A 19929-nucleotide genomic window follows, 5' to 3' on the forward strand; every position below is an offset into this window, starting at 1 on the left:
ATCGAATTAGTAAAGCCTCTTTATTCTTAAAAAAACAACAAGAAACACAAAATATCACGTAATATCACGTAATATCAACAAAAAAATAGCACAAAAAAATCAAAAAACCGCCTAAAAAACCCAAAACCTCAACAAAACACCACTAACCAAATCACAATCGCTCCTTTTCATAAGACACTCACATTAAAATAAGGTTAAAAACAGATAAATTTAGGTTAAAATACGGTTAAAAACAGCAGAACCAGAACAATAAATTTGAACCGTACTTTTTTAAAAAATCAAAAAGATCAACCCAATTCAACAAAAACTAAACACCATGAGAAAAAAGATCTTTACACTTTTGGTTTTTTGCTTTTTCTTGTCTACTACACTCTACGCGCAAACACTATTGCGCGGAAAGGTGGTCGACAACGAGCAAAAGCCAATTCCAGGCGTTTCCATTACACTAGAAAATGGGACAGGAACCTCAACAGGACCTAATGGCGAATTCTCCATCACCTACAATGGTCCATCCGTTTTAAATGTAACTGCGATTGGTTACGAAAAAAAGAAGATAACAATCGAGAAAGAAAGCACCTTAGAAATTGTGTTAAATGCTGATGAGCAAACACTAAACGAAGTGGTGGTAACCGCTCTTGGTATTACCAGAGAGCGGAAGTCTCTAGGATACGCAGTTCAGGAAGTAAAGTCAGAAGATTTGACAAAATCCGGACAGCTAAGCGTTACAGGTGCACTTTCGGGCAAAGTAGCAGGTGTGCAAGTGAATCAATTCGGCGGAACGGTTGGTGCTTCTTCACGCATTTCAGTCCGTGGAAACTCATCACTGAATTACGACCAGCAACCGTTGATTGTAGTAGATGGTGTGCCGATTAACGGCGACAGCCAGCGCTCGGGCGATAATACCTATAAAGGGGTTGACTACGGTTCGGGGTTGAATGATATCAATCCAGAAGATATTGAATCGATTAATGTTTTAAAAGGTGGATCAGCGGCCCTTTATGGTATGCGCGCAGGAAATGGTGTTATTTTAATCACCACCAAATCAGGCAAAAATGCCAAGAACGGAGTAAGCATATCGTACGATGGTAATTTTACGGTCGACCGAGCTTATACTTACCCAAAGCTACAAAACTTATATGGACAGGGACATGATGGTGATGAATATCATTATGGACTGGATGAAGATGGTCTCAGCTACCAGGATTATGCTTCCCAAAAAAGTTTTAATTATGTAGATGGAACGGGAAATGATGAATCGAGTGTCAATGACGGTTTTGATGAATCTTGGGGGCCACGTTTAGACATTGGTTTAAAATTACCCCAATTTGATAGCCCTGTCATTGATGGAGTACGTCAAGCAACGGACTGGATTTCACATCCAAATAATGTAAGGGAATTTTTACGCACCGGCTATTCAATGAATCATAACATCTCCCTACTCTCTCGTACAGATAAATCAAGTACGCGCGTGTCAATGTCATACAGAGACCAGCAAGGTACAGTTCCAAATACAGACCAACGAAGGTATAGTTTGCAATTGAATAATAACGTAAACATTAGCGATAAGGTGTCTTATGACGTGATGGGCAATTATTCAAGAACCGAAAGTGATAATTTGCTAAACCAAGGTTACGAAGGAAATAACCCAATCAATGGATTCATTTGGTCTGGCCGCCAGGTTAATATGGCGAGCTTAAAAGCCAACTGGGATCAGCGGGATGAGAAAGGCGATTATACCTATTACAACTGGAACCAAAGCTACCATATCAATCCTTTTTTTAATGTATATGAAAATACCAATAGCTTTCAACGGGATCGGTTCTTCGGAAAAACCTCCATGTATTATCAACCTTTTGAATTTTTAAAATTTGAAGGTAGAATGGGATTTGACTACTATGGGTCAAAAGCGTTGGAAAAGAATTACTACAACACCTCTTATCGGGAGGGGATGTTCAGAGACATCAAACAGGATAACACGGAGTTAAACCTGGATTTTATTGCATCTTTCAATAAACAGCTAAACGATTTCAGCCTATTTGCCATGGCAGGAGTCAACTATCGAGATGCGAAATGGTCAAGAACAATGCAAGGAGCGGACGCATTAACTGTGTTGGGCGTCTATACTATTGCTAATAAGAAAGGGGATGCCATTACCGAAATGGACCATACTCATATCCGATCTAATTCCGTATATGGGTCTGCATCACTAGGCTGGAGAGAGCAATTGTACCTCGATGCTAGTTTGCGTAATGATTGGAGCTCAACCGTAAAAGACGACTTCTTTTATCCTTCGCTTAGTTTAACTTGGCTGCCTACTACAAGCTTTCCTAGTCTAAGCGGAACAGTCCTGTCATTCTGGAAATTACGTGGCAGTTGGGCCGAGATTGGTGCAGGGACCTCAGCTTATCAGAATCAGCTGTATTATTATGCGCAAAGCAATTCTTTTGGCGGCATAGCACAGATGTACAAAAGTATGACCTATCCAAATAAAAATTTAACGCCGGAGAACACGGCTACTTGGGAGGTAGGAACAGAATTGGGTTTCTTAAACAATCGATTACACGCCGATTTCACTTACTACTACAAAAAAACCGTGGATCAGATTCTAAATGTGAATACGTCCAATGTGGTAGGCTTTAACCGCATGGTTTTAAACGCCGGCGAGATACAAAACAAGGGTGTCGAGATTATGGTGTACGGGGATGTCCTCAAAAAAGAGAGCGGTTTGAATTGGCGGAGTACGATAAACTTCTCTAAAAACCAAAGCAAAGTCATTGAGCTGTATCCACAATTAGGTGTTAACGATTATCAGATTGGCTGGACTTGGGGCATTGCTACAATGGCCAGAGCCGGTGAACCTTGGGGAATGCTAGTTGGTCCAGGCTACGATCGCGTGGAGGACGGTCCGATGGCAGGAGCTATAAAAGTTACTTCTGACGGTTTGGTCAGAAGTAAGGCAAGTCAAAATTTGGGAAATATTAATCCGGATTTCTTACTAAGCTGGCGTAATGACTTTACCATTAAAGACTTCTCATTTGGCTTTATGCTGGATATGCGTAAGGGAGGCGATATCTGGTCGCAAACTATGAGCCATAGTTATGTAGCTGGAACTGCCGAAATTACTGCTGAAAACGGTGTACGCGAACGGCCAATCGTTGCCGGTGTTGATGTAATGCCCGAAGAGCGATTTGCCATGCAGGCAGCAGATGGCTCCTGGGTAGAAAATACCATCGCCACCGATGCCCAAACCTGGTATGAATCTGGTGGTATCGACCAAATGTATGTGTTTGACGGATCCTTTTTGAAATTAAGAGAAGCATCCATCACTTACACAGTTCCACAAAAATATCTACAACGCTTTAAAGGTATTAAACGAGCTAACATATCACTTATTGGATCGAACTTAGCTTTACTCTGGGTACATAAATCGAATACCATGCGCCTGGATCCTGAAACTGGAGGTGTCTCGAGCGATAGCCGCGGTGTAGGCTTTGAACAAGCGTCCGTACCTACCTCACGTAGTTTTGGATTGAAGTTAGGCGTTACATTTTAACAAAGAAAAATCATGAAAATTAGAAATAGATTGATGACAATAGCTATCGTTGCAATAATTACGGCGATAAGTGGATGCTCTAGGACTTTTGATGAAGTCAACACCGATCCGGATGCACTACCGGATGTACCACCAACGAATATGTTAGCAAATGTCTTGCGGAATTCGGGGGAGCAATTTGGAGGCGATATTGATGGCTACGGCACCTTTGCCGGTTACATCGTTAAAATACAGTATTTGGATTATATGGGTGGATTGGTCCCTACTAACAATACCTACGGTAATCGTTGGTATGCTTGTTATTATAACAATACCCAATTAAAGGATCTACTAGCTAAAACGGAAGAAGCAGCGGATGCCTATAAAAACATTCGTTTGATCGCCCGCTTATGGCAATGCTATATGTGGCAATATTTAACGGACGGTTGGCGTGACGTCCCCTATTCAGAAGCGCTTCAGGGAGCGGAAGAAGAGGGTGGAATACTAAAAGCAAAATACGACAAACAAGAAGATATCTATCCCGCGGTGATGACTAGTTTAAAGACAATAGCAGATGAAATGGCCGCTGGTTTCGGTAGCGATGAAGTTGGAGAAGGAGATTTCATTTACCAGGGCGACATGGAGAAATGGCGACGTTTCTGCAATTCCCTACGACTTCGGATGGCCATTCATATAGCTGGCGTTGCTCCCGAAATGGCCAAAAGTACGATTGAAGAAATTTGTACTCAGCCTGATAAATATCCCGTAATTACTTCTAATGCAGACAACTGCTATTTGTATTGGCCGGGCGCGGCACCTTATTACGAACCCTGGTATAAAACGGGATATACAGGAGATTCACGTGTAAACAATTTTGGTATGTCGGATATTTTCATAGCTCAGTTAAAAGAAATGGAAGATCCCCGTATCGCCAGTGTGGCCAATACCGCCTCAGATGGAGAATACCGTGGTTATCAGAATGGTGCCAAAACCCCTCCCCCTGTATTAACTCGCATCTCCTACATAGGCGATCGCTATATGAATAACGCTGCCGGCTTTACTCCCTTCTTTAAATCCTGTGAAAGTTATTACATTATGGCAGAAGCGGCTATGCTTGGTTATAATGTGGGTATCGGTGCACAAGAAGCCTATGAAAAAGCTGTACAATTATCAATGGAAGACAATGGAATAAACGCAGCTGCGACCAACGCTTACCTTGCCGGAAAAGGCAAATGGGATAACACATTGGAACGTATTTGGTGGGATGAGTGGGTTGCATTATTTAAAGACAACTTTGAAGCTTGGACCCTATATCGCAGAACAGGCATCCCGTCTACCAATTACCCGTCTCTGAATTCTATATATGGCGATGCTCATAATGACCAACCTTTCCGCTTACCCTATCCGAATAATGAATATCTATTTAATAGGGAAAATCTAGATGTTGTGTTAAGTAATGTGTCCGACTATGTTTGGGGACAACAGATGTGGTGGGATACCCGAACGGGTGTTAAATAAAAACGATCGCTTTATCACAATAAACTGATAAAAAACCCCTCTTCCTGTTAGGATAAGGGGTTTTTTATGGTGCTAATTTCGAAGCCCCTTCGCTTGCTCTTTTTCGGTACTCCCCCATTCCGTGGGCTCGTTTGTCAAATGAAACTCCAAATCCCCGCCTTGCATAATCTCTTGATAGCTAATATAATTTCTTCCAAGATCCTGTCCGTTTAGGACAACTGATTGAATATAACGGTGAGTATCCGGTTCTTGATCACAACTTACACGCCACCTTTTACCATTTGGCAGAAGCATTTCATAACGTTTATATAAAGGACTTGTCAATAGATAGTTCCCGGAAATCGGATCGACTGGATAAAAACCTAGTGAGGCAAAAACATACCAGGCAGACATTTGTCCGGCATCATCATTTCCACTTAGCCCTCCCGGTCCGTCACTATATTCTTCTTTTAAAAGACGCCTAACACGTTCCTGCGTTTTCCAAGGCGAACGCGTATAATTATAAAGAAAGGGAATTTGATGCCCAGGTTCATTACCATGCCAATAGCCTCCTTCCGAGAACAAACGATCCAAACTGCTTTCCAAAGCTTCCTGTCCCCCCATCAGTTTCGCCAAACCTGGAATATCATGAGGCACATAGAAGGTATATTGATGCGGTGTCCCTTCGGTAATATACGGTTCCCGCTTTTCTGCATAAAATGGCTTATACCAAGTTCCATCCATGTAACGCCCGCGAACCATCCCAACTGCTGGATCGAATATCTTTTCATAATTCTTTGCCCGTGCAAACAGCTGCCTATAATCCGCAGACTTTCCAAGTGATTTTGCGAACATGGCCAATGCATAATCATCATAAGCATATTCTAAGGTACGACTCACTTGTTCCTTTTTATGAAATGCTATCGGCACACTATCTTCCATAGGAATATAATTATATTGAAGATAGGATGCTAAAGCACGCCTTCCTTTACCTTCCTGATAAGTAAGCGAATCAGCTACATCAAAGGCATTTTTACGCAAAAGCGCATATGCTTTACCAGCATCTACTTGTCGAATACCTTTCAGATAGGCCGAACTAATAAGCGATGCAGCATGATCGCCGATCATAGCAGCAGTATAGCTATTCCAGCAAGGAAAAATCGGCATCCATCCACCTTGCTCGCCCTTGTCAATGAGGGAGGCGACAAAATCATCTACTAAATCAGGTGCGATAATTTCTAACAATGGTATCTGCGCACGATAAATATCCCACATGGAGAAATCATCGTAATAGCCCCCTTCTTTCGTTTGCCGATATTCATTATTGCCTGCAAATTTTGGATAACGCCCGTCAACATCGTTGAATAAACGTGGATGCTGCATAGCGTGATACATGGCCGTATAAAAAATACGCTTGGCCTGTATATCACTGTCCTGCAGGACGATTTTTCCCAAGGCTTGTTCCCATTCATCGATCGCTTTTTGTTTTACCTGATCGAATGCCCAGGATGGAATTTCCTTCTGTAGATTTTGTTCGGCTCCTCGAGCACTGGTAAAGGAAGTTCCCATTTTAAAACAGAACGTTTCTCCCTTTTTAAGAAAAAATCCCAAATAAATACCACTTGTTTCGTCGCTTTTGATTGCAGTAGTTTCGGCTACTTTAGCTTGATAATAAGTTCCTTTAGCCGAAGGTGCTTTTTCCGCCATTAAATACAGATGGCCGTCAAATCCCGCATATTTACCCCAACCTTGATAAATGCGATGAATGGGATTTTTTCCCACGACCCCACCTTGTTCCCTGAGTTCCAGTTGGCCTTCGTGTTCATCACTATTGGCATTAATTAATAAATAAACACTATCACTTTCCAGCGCAGTAATGCGCATCATTCCGCACCGAGCGGTAGCCGTTAATTCTATTTGCAATTTATAGCGGTCCAACGTCACCTGATAATAAGCCGGATTGCTTTGTTCATTGTGATGTGAAAACGGACTCTCTACCTGTTGCAACGCATTTTGCAATGAACCACTCACGGGCATCACACTGAAACTGCCATAATCTTGTGTACAAGAACCGCTTAACCAATGACTGGCGCGAAAACCATTGATCAACGAATCGCTATAGTAGTAGGGAGCAATGCATTTCTGTTCGGTCTTTCGGGTTTGAGGTGTCCATTGTGTCATAGCAAAAGGTGCCGTGACAGCCGGGATTGTGTTGGCATACTGTTCCGAATTCGCTTCGCTGTGCTTTTTTGCCGCATCAGTGTTACTAGCCGCCGTTCCGGCTAAAGGTTGTACAAAATGGATCAGTTCCGTTCGCTGCGCAAGCACGGGATGATAGAAAAGTAAAGTAACCAAGGTGCTGCACACCATGAAGAATGCTCTCATAATAAAAAGTGATAAGGTCATATCAGGACAAGGCAAGATAACATTTATCTGTTAAATCCATCCGGAAAACGATACATTTCTGATTATGTAGATTTATTAACCTGAATCCAGGTTAATAGAATCGATCCCGTTCATAAGAGCGCGATACAGTTGCTGCGCAACTGTGATAAAAAACGATCAATTAGTAACTCATATTTTCTTGCAGGTTAGGAAAAGCCTGGAACATCTATGCACACACTTTCGCGTTAATTGATCAACTTTTTCTTTATCAGATATTTACAAGGTAAAACCAATAATTTAGATGCTATAATTAAACCCCTGTTTACTATGGAAACTTCCTTTACTTACGTGGACGGATTTGAATACCCTGCATATAAAATAAAAAGATACATAAGTAATCTGGAGCTTTTCACCTTACTTTTAACTGACGGGCGTATTGTACATCACATAGCCCCGGATGAGAACCTATTTAAGAATTGGTTGATCAGCAACAACATACCGGATGTAAGAGAGCAAGAATATATAAACGCAGGAATAGGTATAATGAGTTGATTTTGGCACTATATTCGATAGACAGTGCTAAAAGCAACAAGATGAAAAAGATTTATTTTCTAATTACCCTATCTGGACTGTTTTTGTGCAGTTCCTGCTATACGACGAGAACTGCGGGAAGAAGTGGAAAAGTACCTCCAGGTCAGGTCAAAAAAGCAACGGGATCCAAATCGGCCAAACCATATGCACCTGGTCAACAATAAACCAGGTGCTATGGCACAAAGCTAGAATAGGGACTTATTTACTATGTCCGTGGTTACCGTGTCCCTTTTTTTGGCCACCACCTTTTTTTATAGTGTGATTTCCTTTCATTTTCCCGCTACCTCCTCTTACTTCATATTTTGGATGTCCCTTAACGACGTAATATTTAGGGTTATTACTTCGTGCAATTATTCGCTGCGAATGGTTCGACCTATACTTAGCATATTTAACCTTGTGATTATTAAAATATCGATAAGGTTTTGACTGGTTCATCACCACCTTATATCCTCTGTATAAGTCATATCCACTATAACGTGATGGTAAGTTCAGACTAAAAACCCATGCCCCGTTGCTTAGGTAAATAAATTGCCTTGAGGGCACATAATAATAACTTTCGATATCGGGTAAGTAATAATAGTCGACGTAGTCGTATCCAACGGGCCCCCAAATCGGCTGAGAACCTATATTAATACTTACCTGTACTTGGGCTTTTGATTTTATTGGGATGCTCCCTAGTGTTACTAAAGTAACAAACAATAATAACTTTTTCATCTGAATCTACTTTAGCGTTGCGATGATTTGATTTAATTACCCAAATCAATTACACCTACATTTGTGTTTTGACCGAGCGAAACTGAAACGTTGGTAATTGTGCTGTCGCTGACATTAAGGGTATCCACTGGTATGATTTTCAACGAATAGGTCCCCTCTTCTAGTCCACCGATGGTAAACGTACCGGTTAACGGATCGGCAACGGTTCCGATTGTATCAACTCCACGAATAGCAAGTATCTCAGGATAACTTTCCAAAGGCAATACAGAGCCGGAAATAAGTCCCGATGTTGCAGCAGTCACGCCTCTAACGACGGGCTTCAACATGTATTTCCCATTTCCTGTCTGAACGATCGATTTAGCAGCATCAAAGTCTAATAACAGCGTATAAGTTACACCGGGCACTAAAACCGGGTTCTCTGTTAATTTAACTTTCCAACCAGATGACTGGCCACTGGGTGTCGTCAACGCATGCTCTACACCATTTACGACAATTGTATTCCCATCATCTAATACCAATCTGATTTCTGTAATATCTCCACTTGGCATTTCGCCGGAAGCTACCAAAATATCAGGATTATTCGTTCCAATTCTATAATCGAGAATATTAAACCAATTGGCTTCCGCAGCAAATGTGTACGATTGTTCCCCTGATTTCAACATAATTTCCTTAACGTGGAGATTAATTTCATCAAAATTGCCAGGAGCATCTGTCATACGAACTTCTACTTTAGTCGTTCCACCACCAGCACCATCATTCTTATCACATGCTGTGAAGGCAAAAAGTCCCGAAATTGCTATACCTAATGCCAAATAAATGTTATTCGTTTTCATACGCATTGTTTTAATTGTTTCCGTGAGCAATGCTCTCCTCATCCAACTGCTAAATTCCAACCCATTGCCCGACATGTTTTTCATAGATAAATATTGATTCAAAGTTGAGATGACAAGATGAAAACAACATGAAATTCTCAATTTTTTTTGTTTAAATATTTCATCTATTTTTCATGTAAAGAGCTGATCTTTGTTTAGCAGACAAAAGAGTGTCTGCTCAATTAAGAAAGTCGTTGGTCCATGTCGAAGTGTTATCACTTACGTATATTACTGTTATTTATATTAAGTGTCTGCGTATTGCATATCTTTCCTGCACGCGCATCTGCAATACCGTATTTAGAAGTTGACAGAAGCAGCACTATATATAAGGTGCGACAAGATGAAAAAAAAAGAGAGAAAAAAAACGTTAAATCGGAACCGCAAAAGGAAGTAAAACAAGTACCGAAAGCAAAAAAGCAAAATATACCTGCTAAAGTAAGAACCAACGTTAAGGTGAGACCTAAAATCGTTCGGCCTAAAATCAAGAAGCACTAATTATTAGTATCAAATGAAATTAACATTAGCTTCAATCTTCACTTGTTTTATTTTCTTAGCCCTATACGGACAACAAACAAACGACAGTTCAGAGAAGGTAACCTATACTTTAGCCGCTCTTTACAAGACCAATATTGATTATTATGGACAAGTTACAGAGGAGAAGTTACCATATATACTCTTGAATGGAACCGTTCAGCTACCGTTTGGGATGTATTTTTCGGCTAGCTCCTATAAATTTTTAAATTATGGTTCCGGCATCGCAGGAACAGACCTAAGCGTTGGATATGATTATGGTTTCAGTGACAGATTTTCGACCGGTATAATGTATACACATTCATTTTACCCATCGAATTCCCCTTTACTTCAAGCATCACTTACCAGCAATATCAATGGGTCTGCCAGCTATAACTGGACCTGGTTCAAAAGCGCGCTGAACATTGATTATGCTTTTGGACATGACAGCGATGTTTTTTTAACCCTATCTCACTCAAAAGACATCAACCTTGGAAATTTATTTACCGAAGCAGAACAGATCAGCTTTGAACCTTCATTAGAGCTAATAGCGGGTACGAGGAATTATTATGAGACCTATATTCGTGCGAAGAATCAACGCGGACAAGAAATGGGAAATGGTAAACCGCCTGACAATCCGGGAAATTCAGGAGACAAAATTGAATACGTGCCTTCCAAATCCTTTTCGATGCTGTCATATAACATGAAGCTTCCTATAAGCTATAGTTATGGCAATTATTTGGCAGAATTAAGCTATCAATTATCGCTTATTGCACCGTCGGAAGAAGGGTTTAAGCGAGCGCAATCCTTTTTTGGTATTGCCTTTTATTATCAATTTTAAAGCCTTCAATTATGAAAGTACTCATTGTAGAAGATGAAAAAACGTTGGCATATGAAATCGGCGAATTCTTAAAAAAAGCCTTCTATGTTTGCGACCTAGCCCATACTTATCAAGAAGGAGCTGAAAAAATAGCATTGAATAAATACGACTTTATTTTGATCGATTTGGGCTTACCAGATGGCGATGGACTTGATATTTTACGAAAGGCTAAAAAGTATAATGAAGAAGCTGCTTATATCATATTAACCGCAAGGGGGAATTTGGATGATCGGATTACGGGACTTGACTTAGGGGCAGATGACTATCTTTCAAAACCTTTTTATCTTTTGGAGTTGCAATCTCGTATGCACGCGATTGCCCGAAGGAAATTTAAATTGCAAGATGAACTGCTTCCTCTAGGTGCTTTCCGTATTGACCTCCCGAAACGGTTAATTCTATTTGATAATACACCCATCGATTTATCAAGAAAAGAGTTCGATTTACTTAGCTATCTATTACTCCATAAAAATAGGGTATTAACCAGAATGCAGTTGAGCGAGCATATTTGGGGGAGCTACGCTATTGATGAAAATGATTCGAATTACATCGATGCTCACATTAAAAATATAAGAAAAAAACTAGGGGTGTGGGCAAACACCGAATGGCTCGAAACCGTTCGTGGTGTCGGCTACCGAATAAAGCTATAAAATGAGTTATTAACAGCATTAAAGGCTTCGCTATTATGAAACTCTCTAATAAACTTTTACTATTTACGAGTTGTTCAAAACTAATTATTGTAATTATTTTTATCCTGATTCTACCTCTTCTCGTTCAGCATATTGCATCTCAGTACACTAACTATATTTTGGAACAGCAAAAAAGAAAAGTACTCATCGACCTGAAACGGAATGGATTGAACTATTATCTCCAGGGCGATACAGAATATGGAAGCTATACGATGCTCAAGGAGGAGTATATCGCGATTGAGCCAACTTCCGCTGACCTTCATTTAGATAACATCAAGGAATCGAAACGAATTGTAGAAAATGACACGCTAAATTATCGAATTCTAAGCTTTACGTTTCAGGATAAAGGCCAAGCCTACTTATTAGAAATAGGAAAGACGGTAAATAGCATCAATCAATACAACAAGCCATTGCAACGTTTTACACTCTATACGCTCATTGTGTTAATAGCTTTGACATTAATAATCGATCTAACTTTTTTACGTCTAGTCATTCAACCATTGCGCAAGATTATTAGAATGAGACTATTTAATCGTAAATTCCCTTTTAAAGATCAGCAGCCCTTGATAAAGACAAGTACATCTGATTTTAGATATTTAGATGAATCATTATTGATCCTAATGAATCAAGTAAATGAAGCATTTGAAAAAGAAAAGGAGTTCACAGCAAATGCATCCCATGAGCTTATGACGCCCATTAGTATTCTTCAAAGTAAAATGGAAAATCTATTATCGGAAGATGAGCTAGATGAGGCACTCGCCCGACACATTGTTGAGATGATGAAAACATTAACTCGACTAAAGAAAATTTCCGGTTCGCTGCTATTAATTTCCAGGATAGACAATGAACAATTTGCAAAAAGCGACGTCGTTTATCCCAAGGATTTAATCCAAGATGTAATAGAGGAGTTAGCAATCAAGCTAGAAGAAAAGCAGATCGAATCAATATCGAAGTTGACAATTAATAAAAGGCTAACGAATGTAAATAAAGACTTACTATTTCACTTATTCTATAACCTCATTAACAACGCGATCAAGTTTAATGTCGATCGAGGACAAATTGTTATTCAAGATGCAATGCTGAATACGGATTACTATGAAATTATTATTCAAGATACGGGAATAGGAATCGATGAGAAGCAGCTACCACTTATCTTTGATCGATTCAAGAAGTCCGGCAATGCGGACAATATGGGCTACGGCTTAGGGCTTACCATTGTGAAGAGCATTTGCAATTACCATCATATACAACTCCATGTTCAGTCCATTAAAGGAAGAGGTAGCACCTTTAAGCTCCTATTCTTTAATTGAAAAACCAAGGGCGCAAAGTCTTTTAAACACTGCGATCATAAGGAAACGCAGGCTTGCAGCGCTAGGAACTAACTTTTTTCACCGGTGCATAATATTTCAACTCGATAATGTCATTTGGAAAGGGCAGGCTATTCCAGGAACGATGAATCGCTAAAGCAGTACCAATTGCTGTTGCCTGGGCCATGGAGGCAGCAAATACTTCTACTTGGGGAAACGCTTCTGCCAACAGGTTCATATAAATTACATTTTTTCCAAAACCTCCATCAACGAACAATCGTTTTACGGGCGAGTTACCAATTGCTAAATCAGTTGAGGTTTTCTGTGCATGAACCAAATCGAGCATCAACTGGTGATAGGCTTCCGTTTCCGAATTAAAGTTAGCTAGATCACGTCTACCGAATAAAGTTAAACGCTCCTGTGGGCTCTCATTTGCTTGTTCGTCTGTCTGCCGACTCAATTTCTCCACTACAAGCGCATCGTAATTTATTGTCTTCAATTTAGCCGTGGAGACATTAAAATGAGCAGCGATTCGCTTGGTTTGCTGTTCGTGCTCATAGCCCGCGAACAAACGGGAAGCCTTAACCGGTTTCCCTTGATAATGGATATAAGATAAGCAATCGGCCTTCAAATCCCCGCTCGTTAAAGGCTCTTCATTAAAAGGATTTAAACTGATACACCATGTGCCGGTTGACAGCAGTACAAAAGGTTTGGTAAAGTTTACCAAGTAGGGAATTAGGGCAGCCGAACTATCATGAAATCCAGTACCAACAGCATAGTTGTTTCCGGGAAAAGACGCCTGAAAAACTGAATCTGCCGGTACAATAGGTGCCAATTTATCTAAAAGCCCTTCCTGCTTTACCCAATCGTGATAACCATTCTTCTGAAAATCCCATAAGTTCGTGTGACAACCAATACTAGTCATATCGCTGTACACTTTACCCGATATCAGGAAGCTCATATATTGAGGTAAATGCAAGGCTTTGTATAACTGATTGAAGACAGCCGGCTTTTCATGCTTTAACCGATACAATTGCATACCTGAATTTAAACTTCCCAATACAGGTGAGGCAGTCTGTAAGGCAAAATTCTCCTCCCCGCCATATTGATCGTAAAATTGATCTTTTAGGCTTTCAGGGTAAGCCTTTAAATAGTTATAAAGTGGTGTTAGCGGTTTTCCACTTTCATCAATATACACAAAGCTAGCGCCATAAGTAGAAAAGTTAATCGCTTTTATTTCAAATTCATCTTTGCGGAATACTTCGTGCAAGGAGTCAAATACAGACAGGCGAAGACTTGCAAGATTTTCGCAAGGATCACCATCTTCATCAACCGTTTCCGTAAAACGGGCAGAACGTTCAAATACGATTCGATAATGTTCATCAAACAAAAATAACTTCTTATTTGTCTTTCCTACATCAAATATGGCAATAACCGGAATGCTCATCTTATTCGTTGTTCGTTATTGGTTGTTTCTTATTCGTAGCTGGTTTCGAGTTCATAAATTAGCCTATGTGGTAATTAGCTGATTGGCTAATTTCTATAATCCTGTAGCGACTGTTTTCGAACCCCTTTCTTTAACCAATTCTTCGCGAACGTTTAATGACCGATACAATTCTATAGGGCTCAAGGCCCCCCCTGCGCGGAATCTTGCTTCGGCTATTAATGGCCGGACATCGGTACGGAAAGCTGCCTGTAGTATTTCTTGCGCTTTGGCAACATCGTTATCTTCTTGTGCCGCCGCCAAGGCCTGTCTGTCTACTAAAAGCGCCTGTGCATAAGCAAGCATAATGGCTTCTACCGATTGAAGCAAATCTTCCAAAGGATCTTTTACATTATGTGAAGCATCAATCATCCACCCCAAATCAGTCGAATGACTCATTTTTCGGGCATCCATCCCTTCAATCAGCTCATTAAAGATTAAAAATAACTGATAGGGTTTGATGCTCCCCGCTGTCAAATCGTCATCACCATACTTTGAGTCGTTAAAATGAAATCCGCCTAACTTGCCTTCCATAAGCAACAGCGAAACGATTTGCTCAATATTGGCATTCGGTAAATGATGACCAAGATCAACTAAGGTGTATGCTTTAGGTCCCAATTTACTGGCATATAAAAATGACTGTCCCCAATCGCCTACTGTTGTAGAGTAAAAATTAGGTTCAAAAGCTTTGTACTCCACAAATATCTTCCAATCATCCGGTAAGGCAGCATATACTTCCTGAAGACTTTCCAGTGTGCGCTGAAAGGCTTTTCTAAAATTAAGTTGCCCAGGAAAGCATGATCCATCAGACAGCCAGACAGTGAGCGACTTGGAACCCAATTCAATCCCATGTTGTATCACTTCGATGTTATGCTGCACAGCCTGTTTGCGAACTGCGGCATTTACATGCTGCATAGATCCAAATTTATAACTAAGCGCCTGCCCCGGTTGATCTTGAAAAGTATTGGAATTCATGGCATCAAAACCAAGCCCATATTGCGCAGCTAAGGTTTTTATTTCCTGATAATCTTTCGGAACATCCCAGGGAATATGTAGCGAGATCGCACCACTCGATTTATTCAGGGCATGCAATAAACCAACGTCTTCAATTTTTTCCTCCAAGCTCCGAGGCTCACCGCCCCCGGGGAAACGTCCGAAGCGAGTTCCCCCCGACCCTAGCGCCCAACTCGGTATAGCTATCTGAAAATCAATCAGTTTCTGCAATATCGCCTCGTAGTTATTTATATCTTCAACCAGACTTTCCAATTTGCGGGTATGCTTTGCTTTTACTTGCTGGTTGTATTCCTCAATTTTATACTTTTCTATATTCATAATTGTTACTCCTAATCAGTTAGTCGTTACTAGCAGGTGAATTTACTAAATCCGTTCAAGTTTTTTCATTAGCTAATACTACAATTACCGGACGAAAGCCATCGCCACACCGCCATCTACATTTAATACGTTACCGGTTGACTTATTAAGCAGTCCGCCCACAAAAACAAAACAGGCATTGGCGATATCTTCGGGTAGGATGATCTCATTAAGTAAGGTGCGTTTTGCGTAATAAGCAGGAAGCTCCTCGACCTTTATTCCATAGGCTTTGGCTCGTCCTTCCGCCCAAGCTCCTTCCCATATTTTGCTATCGGAAATTACGGCATCCGGATTAACCACATTTACACGAATTTTATCTCCGCCCAGTTCAGCAGCATTCAATCTACTCAGATGCAGTTGTGCTGCTTTAGCGGACCCATATCCGGCATTGTTTGGTCCTGAAACCAAGGCGTTTTTACTAACGATATTAATAATATCACCCCCTATAGCTTGCTTCCGCAGAACAGCAACCCCGCCCTGTGTTACTTTAAACTGACCTTTTACAAGCACATCGTAAAGCAAATCCCAATCTTTGTCTGTATGGTCTTGCAGTGGTTTCGATATAGAAAGTCCAGCGCAATTAATCACAATATCAACACCTCCGAAGGCTAAACTTGCCGCATTATAAGCGGTATCGATATCAGCATCACTTGTCACATCTAATTTGGTAGTGATATAAGCATCTTTTCCGAAACGGCCTTTAAAATCCTCATCGGCCTTTTTCAGTCGCTCTTCATCATTATCGTTGATAACGACGACAGCCCCTTCCTCAACGAATTTGACAGCGATTGCTTTTCCAATTCCACCCGCACTTCCGGTGATAAGTGCAATTTTACCGGAAAGTGCTTTCGGTTTAGGCATGCGTTGTAGCTTCGCCTCCTCCAACAACCAATATTCAATATTGAACGCTTCCTGCCGTGGTAAAGATGTGTACGCGGAAATCGCTTCCGCTCCCTTCATTACATTAATGGCATTGATATAAAATTCAGCCGCCACGCGTGCGGTCTGTTTATCTTTTGAAAAAGAGAATAAACCTACACCTGGAAAAAGAATAATGACGGGATTCCTATCTCTGATAGCGGGGCTATTTGGGTGTTTACACGTTTCGTAGTAATCCGTGTACATTGCGCGATAGGCATCAAAAGCAGGTTTAAGCTTCGTCTTTAATTGTTCTACATCACTTAAATCATCATTGGCTGAAAGCTCCAGTACTAAGGGACTTATCTTCGTACGCAGAAAATGATCAGGACAACTTGTACCCATAGGGGCAAGTCGGTCCAAATCATTGGAATTTATAAATTCGAGCACCCGTTCGTCATCGGTAAAATGACCAACCATGGGACGTTCCGAAGAGCAAAATCCCCTTAATATCGGTGCTATTGCTGCAGCTTGCGTCTGGCGAAGCGCAGGCGAAAGACTGTCTATCTTTTGCCCGCCGAATACAGGGCCATCCTGTCCATAATGTTGTTCTAAATAGTCGGCACAAGTTTCGATAACCTCTAAGGTATTAATATAGCTTTCATAGGCAGTGTCTCCCCATGTAAAAAGGCCATGCGACCCCAACATAATACCCCTAATACCTGGATTTTCATCCAAACATTGTTTCAACTTTAAGCCTAAATCAAAACCCGGGCGCTGCCATTCGACCCAGCCAATAGTTCCTTTAAAGAGTTCCTGCGTGATACGCTTACCATCTTTTGCAGCCGCAATAGCGATCGCTGCGTCGGGATGTAAATGATCGATATGTTTGAACGGTAAAAAGCCGTGCAGCGGCGTATCAATGGAAGGTGCCTTGGAAGACAAATCGTAAATACTGTGATTAAAGAGTTCCACCATTTCGTCCTCATAATCAATCCCTCGATATACCTTTTTTAGGTTGCGCAACCTTTCCACATAAAGTGCCGCCAATCCGCTTCTTTTGAGTGTACCCAAATCACCGCCAGATCCTTTTACCCACATCACTTCTACTTCCTCACCTGTCAACGGATCTTTGGCCATTGCTTTACATGATGTATTCCCGCCACCATAATTGGTCAAACGCAAATCGGCACCTAAAAGATTAGAACGATAAATCAACAAGCCGACCTCATCTCCTGCTAATTTAGCCGCTTCCTGATCATCCCATAAATAGCTAACGTGCTTAAATGATTTTCTTTTTTCTATTTCAGACATGTTCTTATTATTTTTTCTCCGTTTTAAAACCCTTCGGTCATTTTATTACCAAATTATTAATTAACTATATTGCAGATGCCCTCGTTAAGCCATTTCTTTTGCGAAACCGACAATCAGTACCGATAGGATAATAACAAGTATCCCCGCCAGAATGGTTGTATAAGTTTTCTTACTTACCCCTTTCCATTCCTTCAAAACAACGCCCCATACATTCGCCAATAAGATGATGAAAGCCATATGTAAAATCCAAGAGCTTGCCCCATTCCCCAACTTGCTCTCCCCCATTCCATAAAAGAAAAACTGCAGATACCAGGTCGTCCCGGCCAATGCACACAACAGATAGTTTTTGAGCAGCGGCGTTTTTGAATCTACATAATCTCCAAAACTTTTGTTACGGACATTCAATATAAAACACCATATAAAATTAGTTGTAAGTCCTCCCCATAGCACAACTACATAAGTTACATTATTCTGAAAAAGAAACTCACCTTCACGCGGATGCCCTGCTTTCCATAATTCATTAGCAACTATAGCCATCGGTTTACCTGCTTCCAATCCGAAATTAAAACAGGCACTAAGTATGCCTGAAATAATTGCCACCACTAAGCCCAAACTTAAATTAAACTCTTTGTTTCCGCTTGCATCACTATGGCCCCCAAGATCTCGTTCCTTTCTGACGCCGGCTAAGCCACATAGATAAATTCCCACAACGCATACCAGCAAGCCTGCCAACGTGTACAAACCCCATGCATTTCCAAAGAACATGCTAATTGTATCTTTTCCTTCCTGTGGAAAAAATTCATAGTAAATAGAAGGTAGCATTGACCCAATGACCATGCTAAGGCCTAACATGATACTACTCCCTAAGGAAACACCCAAATAGCGGACACCTAAGCCATAAGTAAGTCCTCCTATTCCCCATAAAAGTCCGAAAAGATAAGTATATCCTAAGGTTGAAGTAGCCGTTTGACTAATAATCTGACTGAAGTTGGGAATGGTTAGCCAAGCCGCCAGAGGAGGTACGATGAGCCACGAAAACAAGCCTCCAATAATCCAAAAGCTCTCCCAAGCCCAGCCACGCACCTTTTTGTAAGGTATATAGAAGCTACTTGAAGCAAAACCACCTATAAAATGAAAAATTACACCTAATAATGCCTGCATATATACAAAGGTTCTTGTTGGTTATCATGTGGTGCAAGATAAAGCATCTATAGCAGGCAACTGTCATGCCCTGTTATGCCAGAAACGTATTAAAATTCCATTAATTGTTCATTATATGACATAAATGGCAAATTTTTATAGTAGGTTTGTAATAGAAATTATGAGATTACATTACCATATAAATTTTTAATGCTCCATTAAAAAAGAAGATGGTTAATAATTCATTTACCATATTGTGAAGCAACGAACCTTTCGAGCAATATCATTGCCGTAAGCGGGAGTTTCATTATTAAAAAGAATAAAATGAAAATCAGACAAGCCAATTTGCAAGACTTGGAACCACTTGCCACTGTTTTTGCCGAATATCGAACAACTGCGGGGCAGGATTACAACTTAGCGGGGGGAAAGGAATTTTTAAAAGATCGTTTAACAAAACAAGATTGTATTATCTTTATCGCCATCATAGACGATAGTATTACAGGTTTTACCTTGCTGTTCCCATTTTTCACACCGGCAGGTATTAAGGAGATCTGGTTGTTGAACGACATCTACATCGCGGACGAGTATCGACATCAGGGTGTAGCACAGTCGCTACTCAGCGAGGCTGTATTCTTTAGCAAGAAAACCAATAAAAGCAAGGTGTATCTAGCAACCAAGCTTGATAATATAAATTCGCAAACTTTGTTCGAGAAGTTCGGATTTAGAAAGACGGATTATATCAATTACGAATTTATCACAGAAAACAATCATTCTCAATAGTAAAAAATC

General features: G+C 40.6%; 15 protein-coding genes. 8 read left to right on the top strand and 7 right to left on the bottom strand.

Going from position 1 to position 19929, the window contains the following annotated elements; genetic code table 11:
* The first annotated feature begins 316 nt into the window (after nt 1-316).
* On the top strand, nt 317-3553 hold the full coding sequence (locus RYH73_RS20175; RefSeq protein WP_335315290.1) for a SusC/RagA family TonB-linked outer membrane protein: 3237 nt from the start codon (nt 317-319) through the stop codon (nt 3551-3553).
* A 12-nt stretch (nt 3554-3565) separates the two neighbouring features.
* Nucleotides 3566-5050: a SusD/RagB family nutrient-binding outer membrane lipoprotein gene (locus tag RYH73_RS20180; RefSeq protein WP_335315291.1), complete on the top strand. Its 1485-nt coding sequence runs from the start codon at nt 3566-3568 to the stop codon at nt 5048-5050.
* Nucleotides 5051-5122: 72 nt separating this feature from the next.
* Here the strand turns inward: RYH73_RS20180 and RYH73_RS20185 are convergent, their stop codons facing one another.
* Nucleotides 5123-7414, bottom strand: a complete 2292-nt coding sequence (locus RYH73_RS20185; RefSeq protein ID WP_335315292.1) for a GH92 family glycosyl hydrolase — start codon at nt 7412-7414, stop codon at nt 5123-5125.
* A 327-nt stretch (nt 7415-7741) separates the two neighbouring features.
* Between RYH73_RS20185 and RYH73_RS20190 the strand changes: the two genes are divergently transcribed.
* Nucleotides 7742-7966, top strand: coding sequence for a hypothetical protein (locus RYH73_RS20190; RefSeq protein ID WP_335315293.1), 225 nt, complete (start codon nt 7742-7744; stop codon nt 7964-7966).
* A 41-nt stretch (nt 7967-8007) separates the two neighbouring features.
* Entirely contained in the window at nt 8008-8169 is a 162-nt protein-coding gene (locus tag RYH73_RS20195; RefSeq protein WP_335315294.1) for a quinol oxidase subunit 4, read from the top strand.
* Between the two features lie 34 nt (nt 8170-8203).
* Here RYH73_RS20195 and RYH73_RS20200 read toward each other — a convergent pair whose 3' ends face one another.
* A complete protein-coding gene (locus RYH73_RS20200; protein WP_335315295.1) occupies nt 8204-8719 on the bottom strand; it encodes a hypothetical protein in 516 nt (171 codons plus the stop codon).
* Between the two features lie 32 nt (nt 8720-8751).
* Nucleotides 8752-9552 (bottom strand): DUF4382 domain-containing protein, encoded by an 801-nt coding sequence (locus RYH73_RS20205; protein ID WP_335315296.1) that lies wholly within the window; start codon nt 9550-9552, stop codon nt 8752-8754.
* Between the two features lie 547 nt (nt 9553-10099).
* Here RYH73_RS20205 and RYH73_RS20210 point away from each other — a divergent pair.
* The 3 genes from RYH73_RS20210 to RYH73_RS20220 are packed head-to-tail and all read left to right on the top strand — an operon-like array spanning nt 10100 to nt 12977.
* A complete protein-coding gene (locus tag RYH73_RS20210) occupies nt 10100-10942 on the top strand; it encodes a hypothetical protein (RefSeq protein ID WP_335315297.1) in 843 nt (280 codons plus the stop codon).
* Between the two features lie 11 nt (nt 10943-10953).
* On the top strand, nt 10954-11628 hold the full coding sequence (locus RYH73_RS20215; RefSeq protein ID WP_335315298.1) for a response regulator transcription factor: 675 nt from the start codon (nt 10954-10956) through the stop codon (nt 11626-11628).
* Between the two features lie 35 nt (nt 11629-11663).
* A complete protein-coding gene (locus RYH73_RS20220) occupies nt 11664-12977 on the top strand; it encodes a sensor histidine kinase (RefSeq protein ID WP_335315299.1) in 1314 nt (437 codons plus the stop codon).
* 61 nt (nt 12978-13038) lie between these two features.
* Here the strand turns inward: RYH73_RS20220 and RYH73_RS20225 are convergent, their stop codons facing one another.
* The 4 genes from RYH73_RS20225 to rhaT form a co-directional block, all read right to left on the bottom strand.
* Entirely contained in the window at nt 13039-14421 is a 1383-nt protein-coding gene (locus tag RYH73_RS20225; RefSeq protein WP_335315300.1) for an FGGY-family carbohydrate kinase, read from the bottom strand.
* Between the two features lie 93 nt (nt 14422-14514).
* A complete protein-coding gene (locus tag RYH73_RS20230; RefSeq protein WP_335315301.1) occupies nt 14515-15789 on the bottom strand; it encodes a sugar isomerase in 1275 nt (424 codons plus the stop codon).
* A gap of 84 nt (nt 15790-15873) precedes the next feature.
* On the bottom strand, nt 15874-18000 hold the full coding sequence (locus RYH73_RS20235) for a bifunctional aldolase/short-chain dehydrogenase (RefSeq protein ID WP_335315302.1): 2127 nt from the start codon (nt 17998-18000) through the stop codon (nt 15874-15876).
* Between the two features lie 84 nt (nt 18001-18084).
* Nucleotides 18085-19161: an L-rhamnose/proton symporter RhaT gene (rhaT, locus tag RYH73_RS20240; RefSeq protein ID WP_335315303.1), complete on the bottom strand. Its 1077-nt coding sequence runs from the start codon at nt 19159-19161 to the stop codon at nt 18085-18087.
* A gap of 303 nt (nt 19162-19464) precedes the next feature.
* Here rhaT and RYH73_RS20245 point away from each other — a divergent pair, with 303 nt between their 5' ends.
* Nucleotides 19465-19920, top strand: a complete 456-nt coding sequence (locus tag RYH73_RS20245; RefSeq protein ID WP_335315304.1) for a GNAT family N-acetyltransferase — start codon at nt 19465-19467, stop codon at nt 19918-19920.
* Nucleotides 19921-19929: the final 9 nt, after the last annotated feature.

This window comes from Olivibacter sp. CPCC 100613 (assembly GCF_036959255.1).
In the GTDB taxonomy this organism is placed as follows: Bacteria; Bacteroidota; Bacteroidia; order Sphingobacteriales; family Sphingobacteriaceae; genus Olivibacter.

Bases quoted from the DNA above. Each gene is read 5' to 3' on its own strand.
- RYH73_RS20175 (WP_335315290.1), top strand. From the start codon at position 317: ATGAGAAAAAAGATCTTTACACTTTTGGTTTTTTGCTTTTTCTTGTCT.
- RYH73_RS20180 (WP_335315291.1), top strand. From the start codon at position 3,566: ATGAAAATTAGAAATAGATTGATGACAATAGCTATCGTTGCAATAATT.
- RYH73_RS20185 (WP_335315292.1), bottom strand. From the start codon at position 7,414: ATGAGAGCATTCTTCATGGTGTGCAGCACCTTGGTTACTTTACTTTTC.
- RYH73_RS20190 (WP_335315293.1), top strand. From the start codon at position 7,742: ATGGAAACTTCCTTTACTTACGTGGACGGATTTGAATACCCTGCATAT.
- RYH73_RS20195 (WP_335315294.1), top strand. From the start codon at position 8,008: ATGAAAAAGATTTATTTTCTAATTACCCTATCTGGACTGTTTTTGTGC.
- RYH73_RS20200 (WP_335315295.1), bottom strand. From the start codon at position 8,719: ATGAAAAAGTTATTATTGTTTGTTACTTTAGTAACACTAGGGAGCATC.
- RYH73_RS20205 (WP_335315296.1), bottom strand. From the start codon at position 9,552: ATGAAAACGAATAACATTTATTTGGCATTAGGTATAGCAATTTCGGGA.
- RYH73_RS20210 (WP_335315297.1), top strand. From the start codon at position 10,100: ATGAAATTAACATTAGCTTCAATCTTCACTTGTTTTATTTTCTTAGCC.
- RYH73_RS20215 (WP_335315298.1), top strand. From the start codon at position 10,954: ATGAAAGTACTCATTGTAGAAGATGAAAAAACGTTGGCATATGAAATC.
- RYH73_RS20220 (WP_335315299.1), top strand. From the start codon at position 11,664: ATGAAACTCTCTAATAAACTTTTACTATTTACGAGTTGTTCAAAACTA.
- RYH73_RS20225 (WP_335315300.1), bottom strand. From the start codon at position 14,421: ATGAGCATTCCGGTTATTGCCATATTTGATGTAGGAAAGACAAATAAG.
- RYH73_RS20230 (WP_335315301.1), bottom strand. From the start codon at position 15,789: ATGAATATAGAAAAGTATAAAATTGAGGAATACAACCAGCAAGTAAAA.
- RYH73_RS20235 (WP_335315302.1), bottom strand. From the start codon at position 18,000: ATGTCTGAAATAGAAAAAAGAAAATCATTTAAGCACGTTAGCTATTTA.
- rhaT (WP_335315303.1), bottom strand. From the start codon at position 19,161: ATGCAGGCATTATTAGGTGTAATTTTTCATTTTATAGGTGGTTTTGCT.
- RYH73_RS20245 (WP_335315304.1), top strand. From the start codon at position 19,465: ATGAAAATCAGACAAGCCAATTTGCAAGACTTGGAACCACTTGCCACT.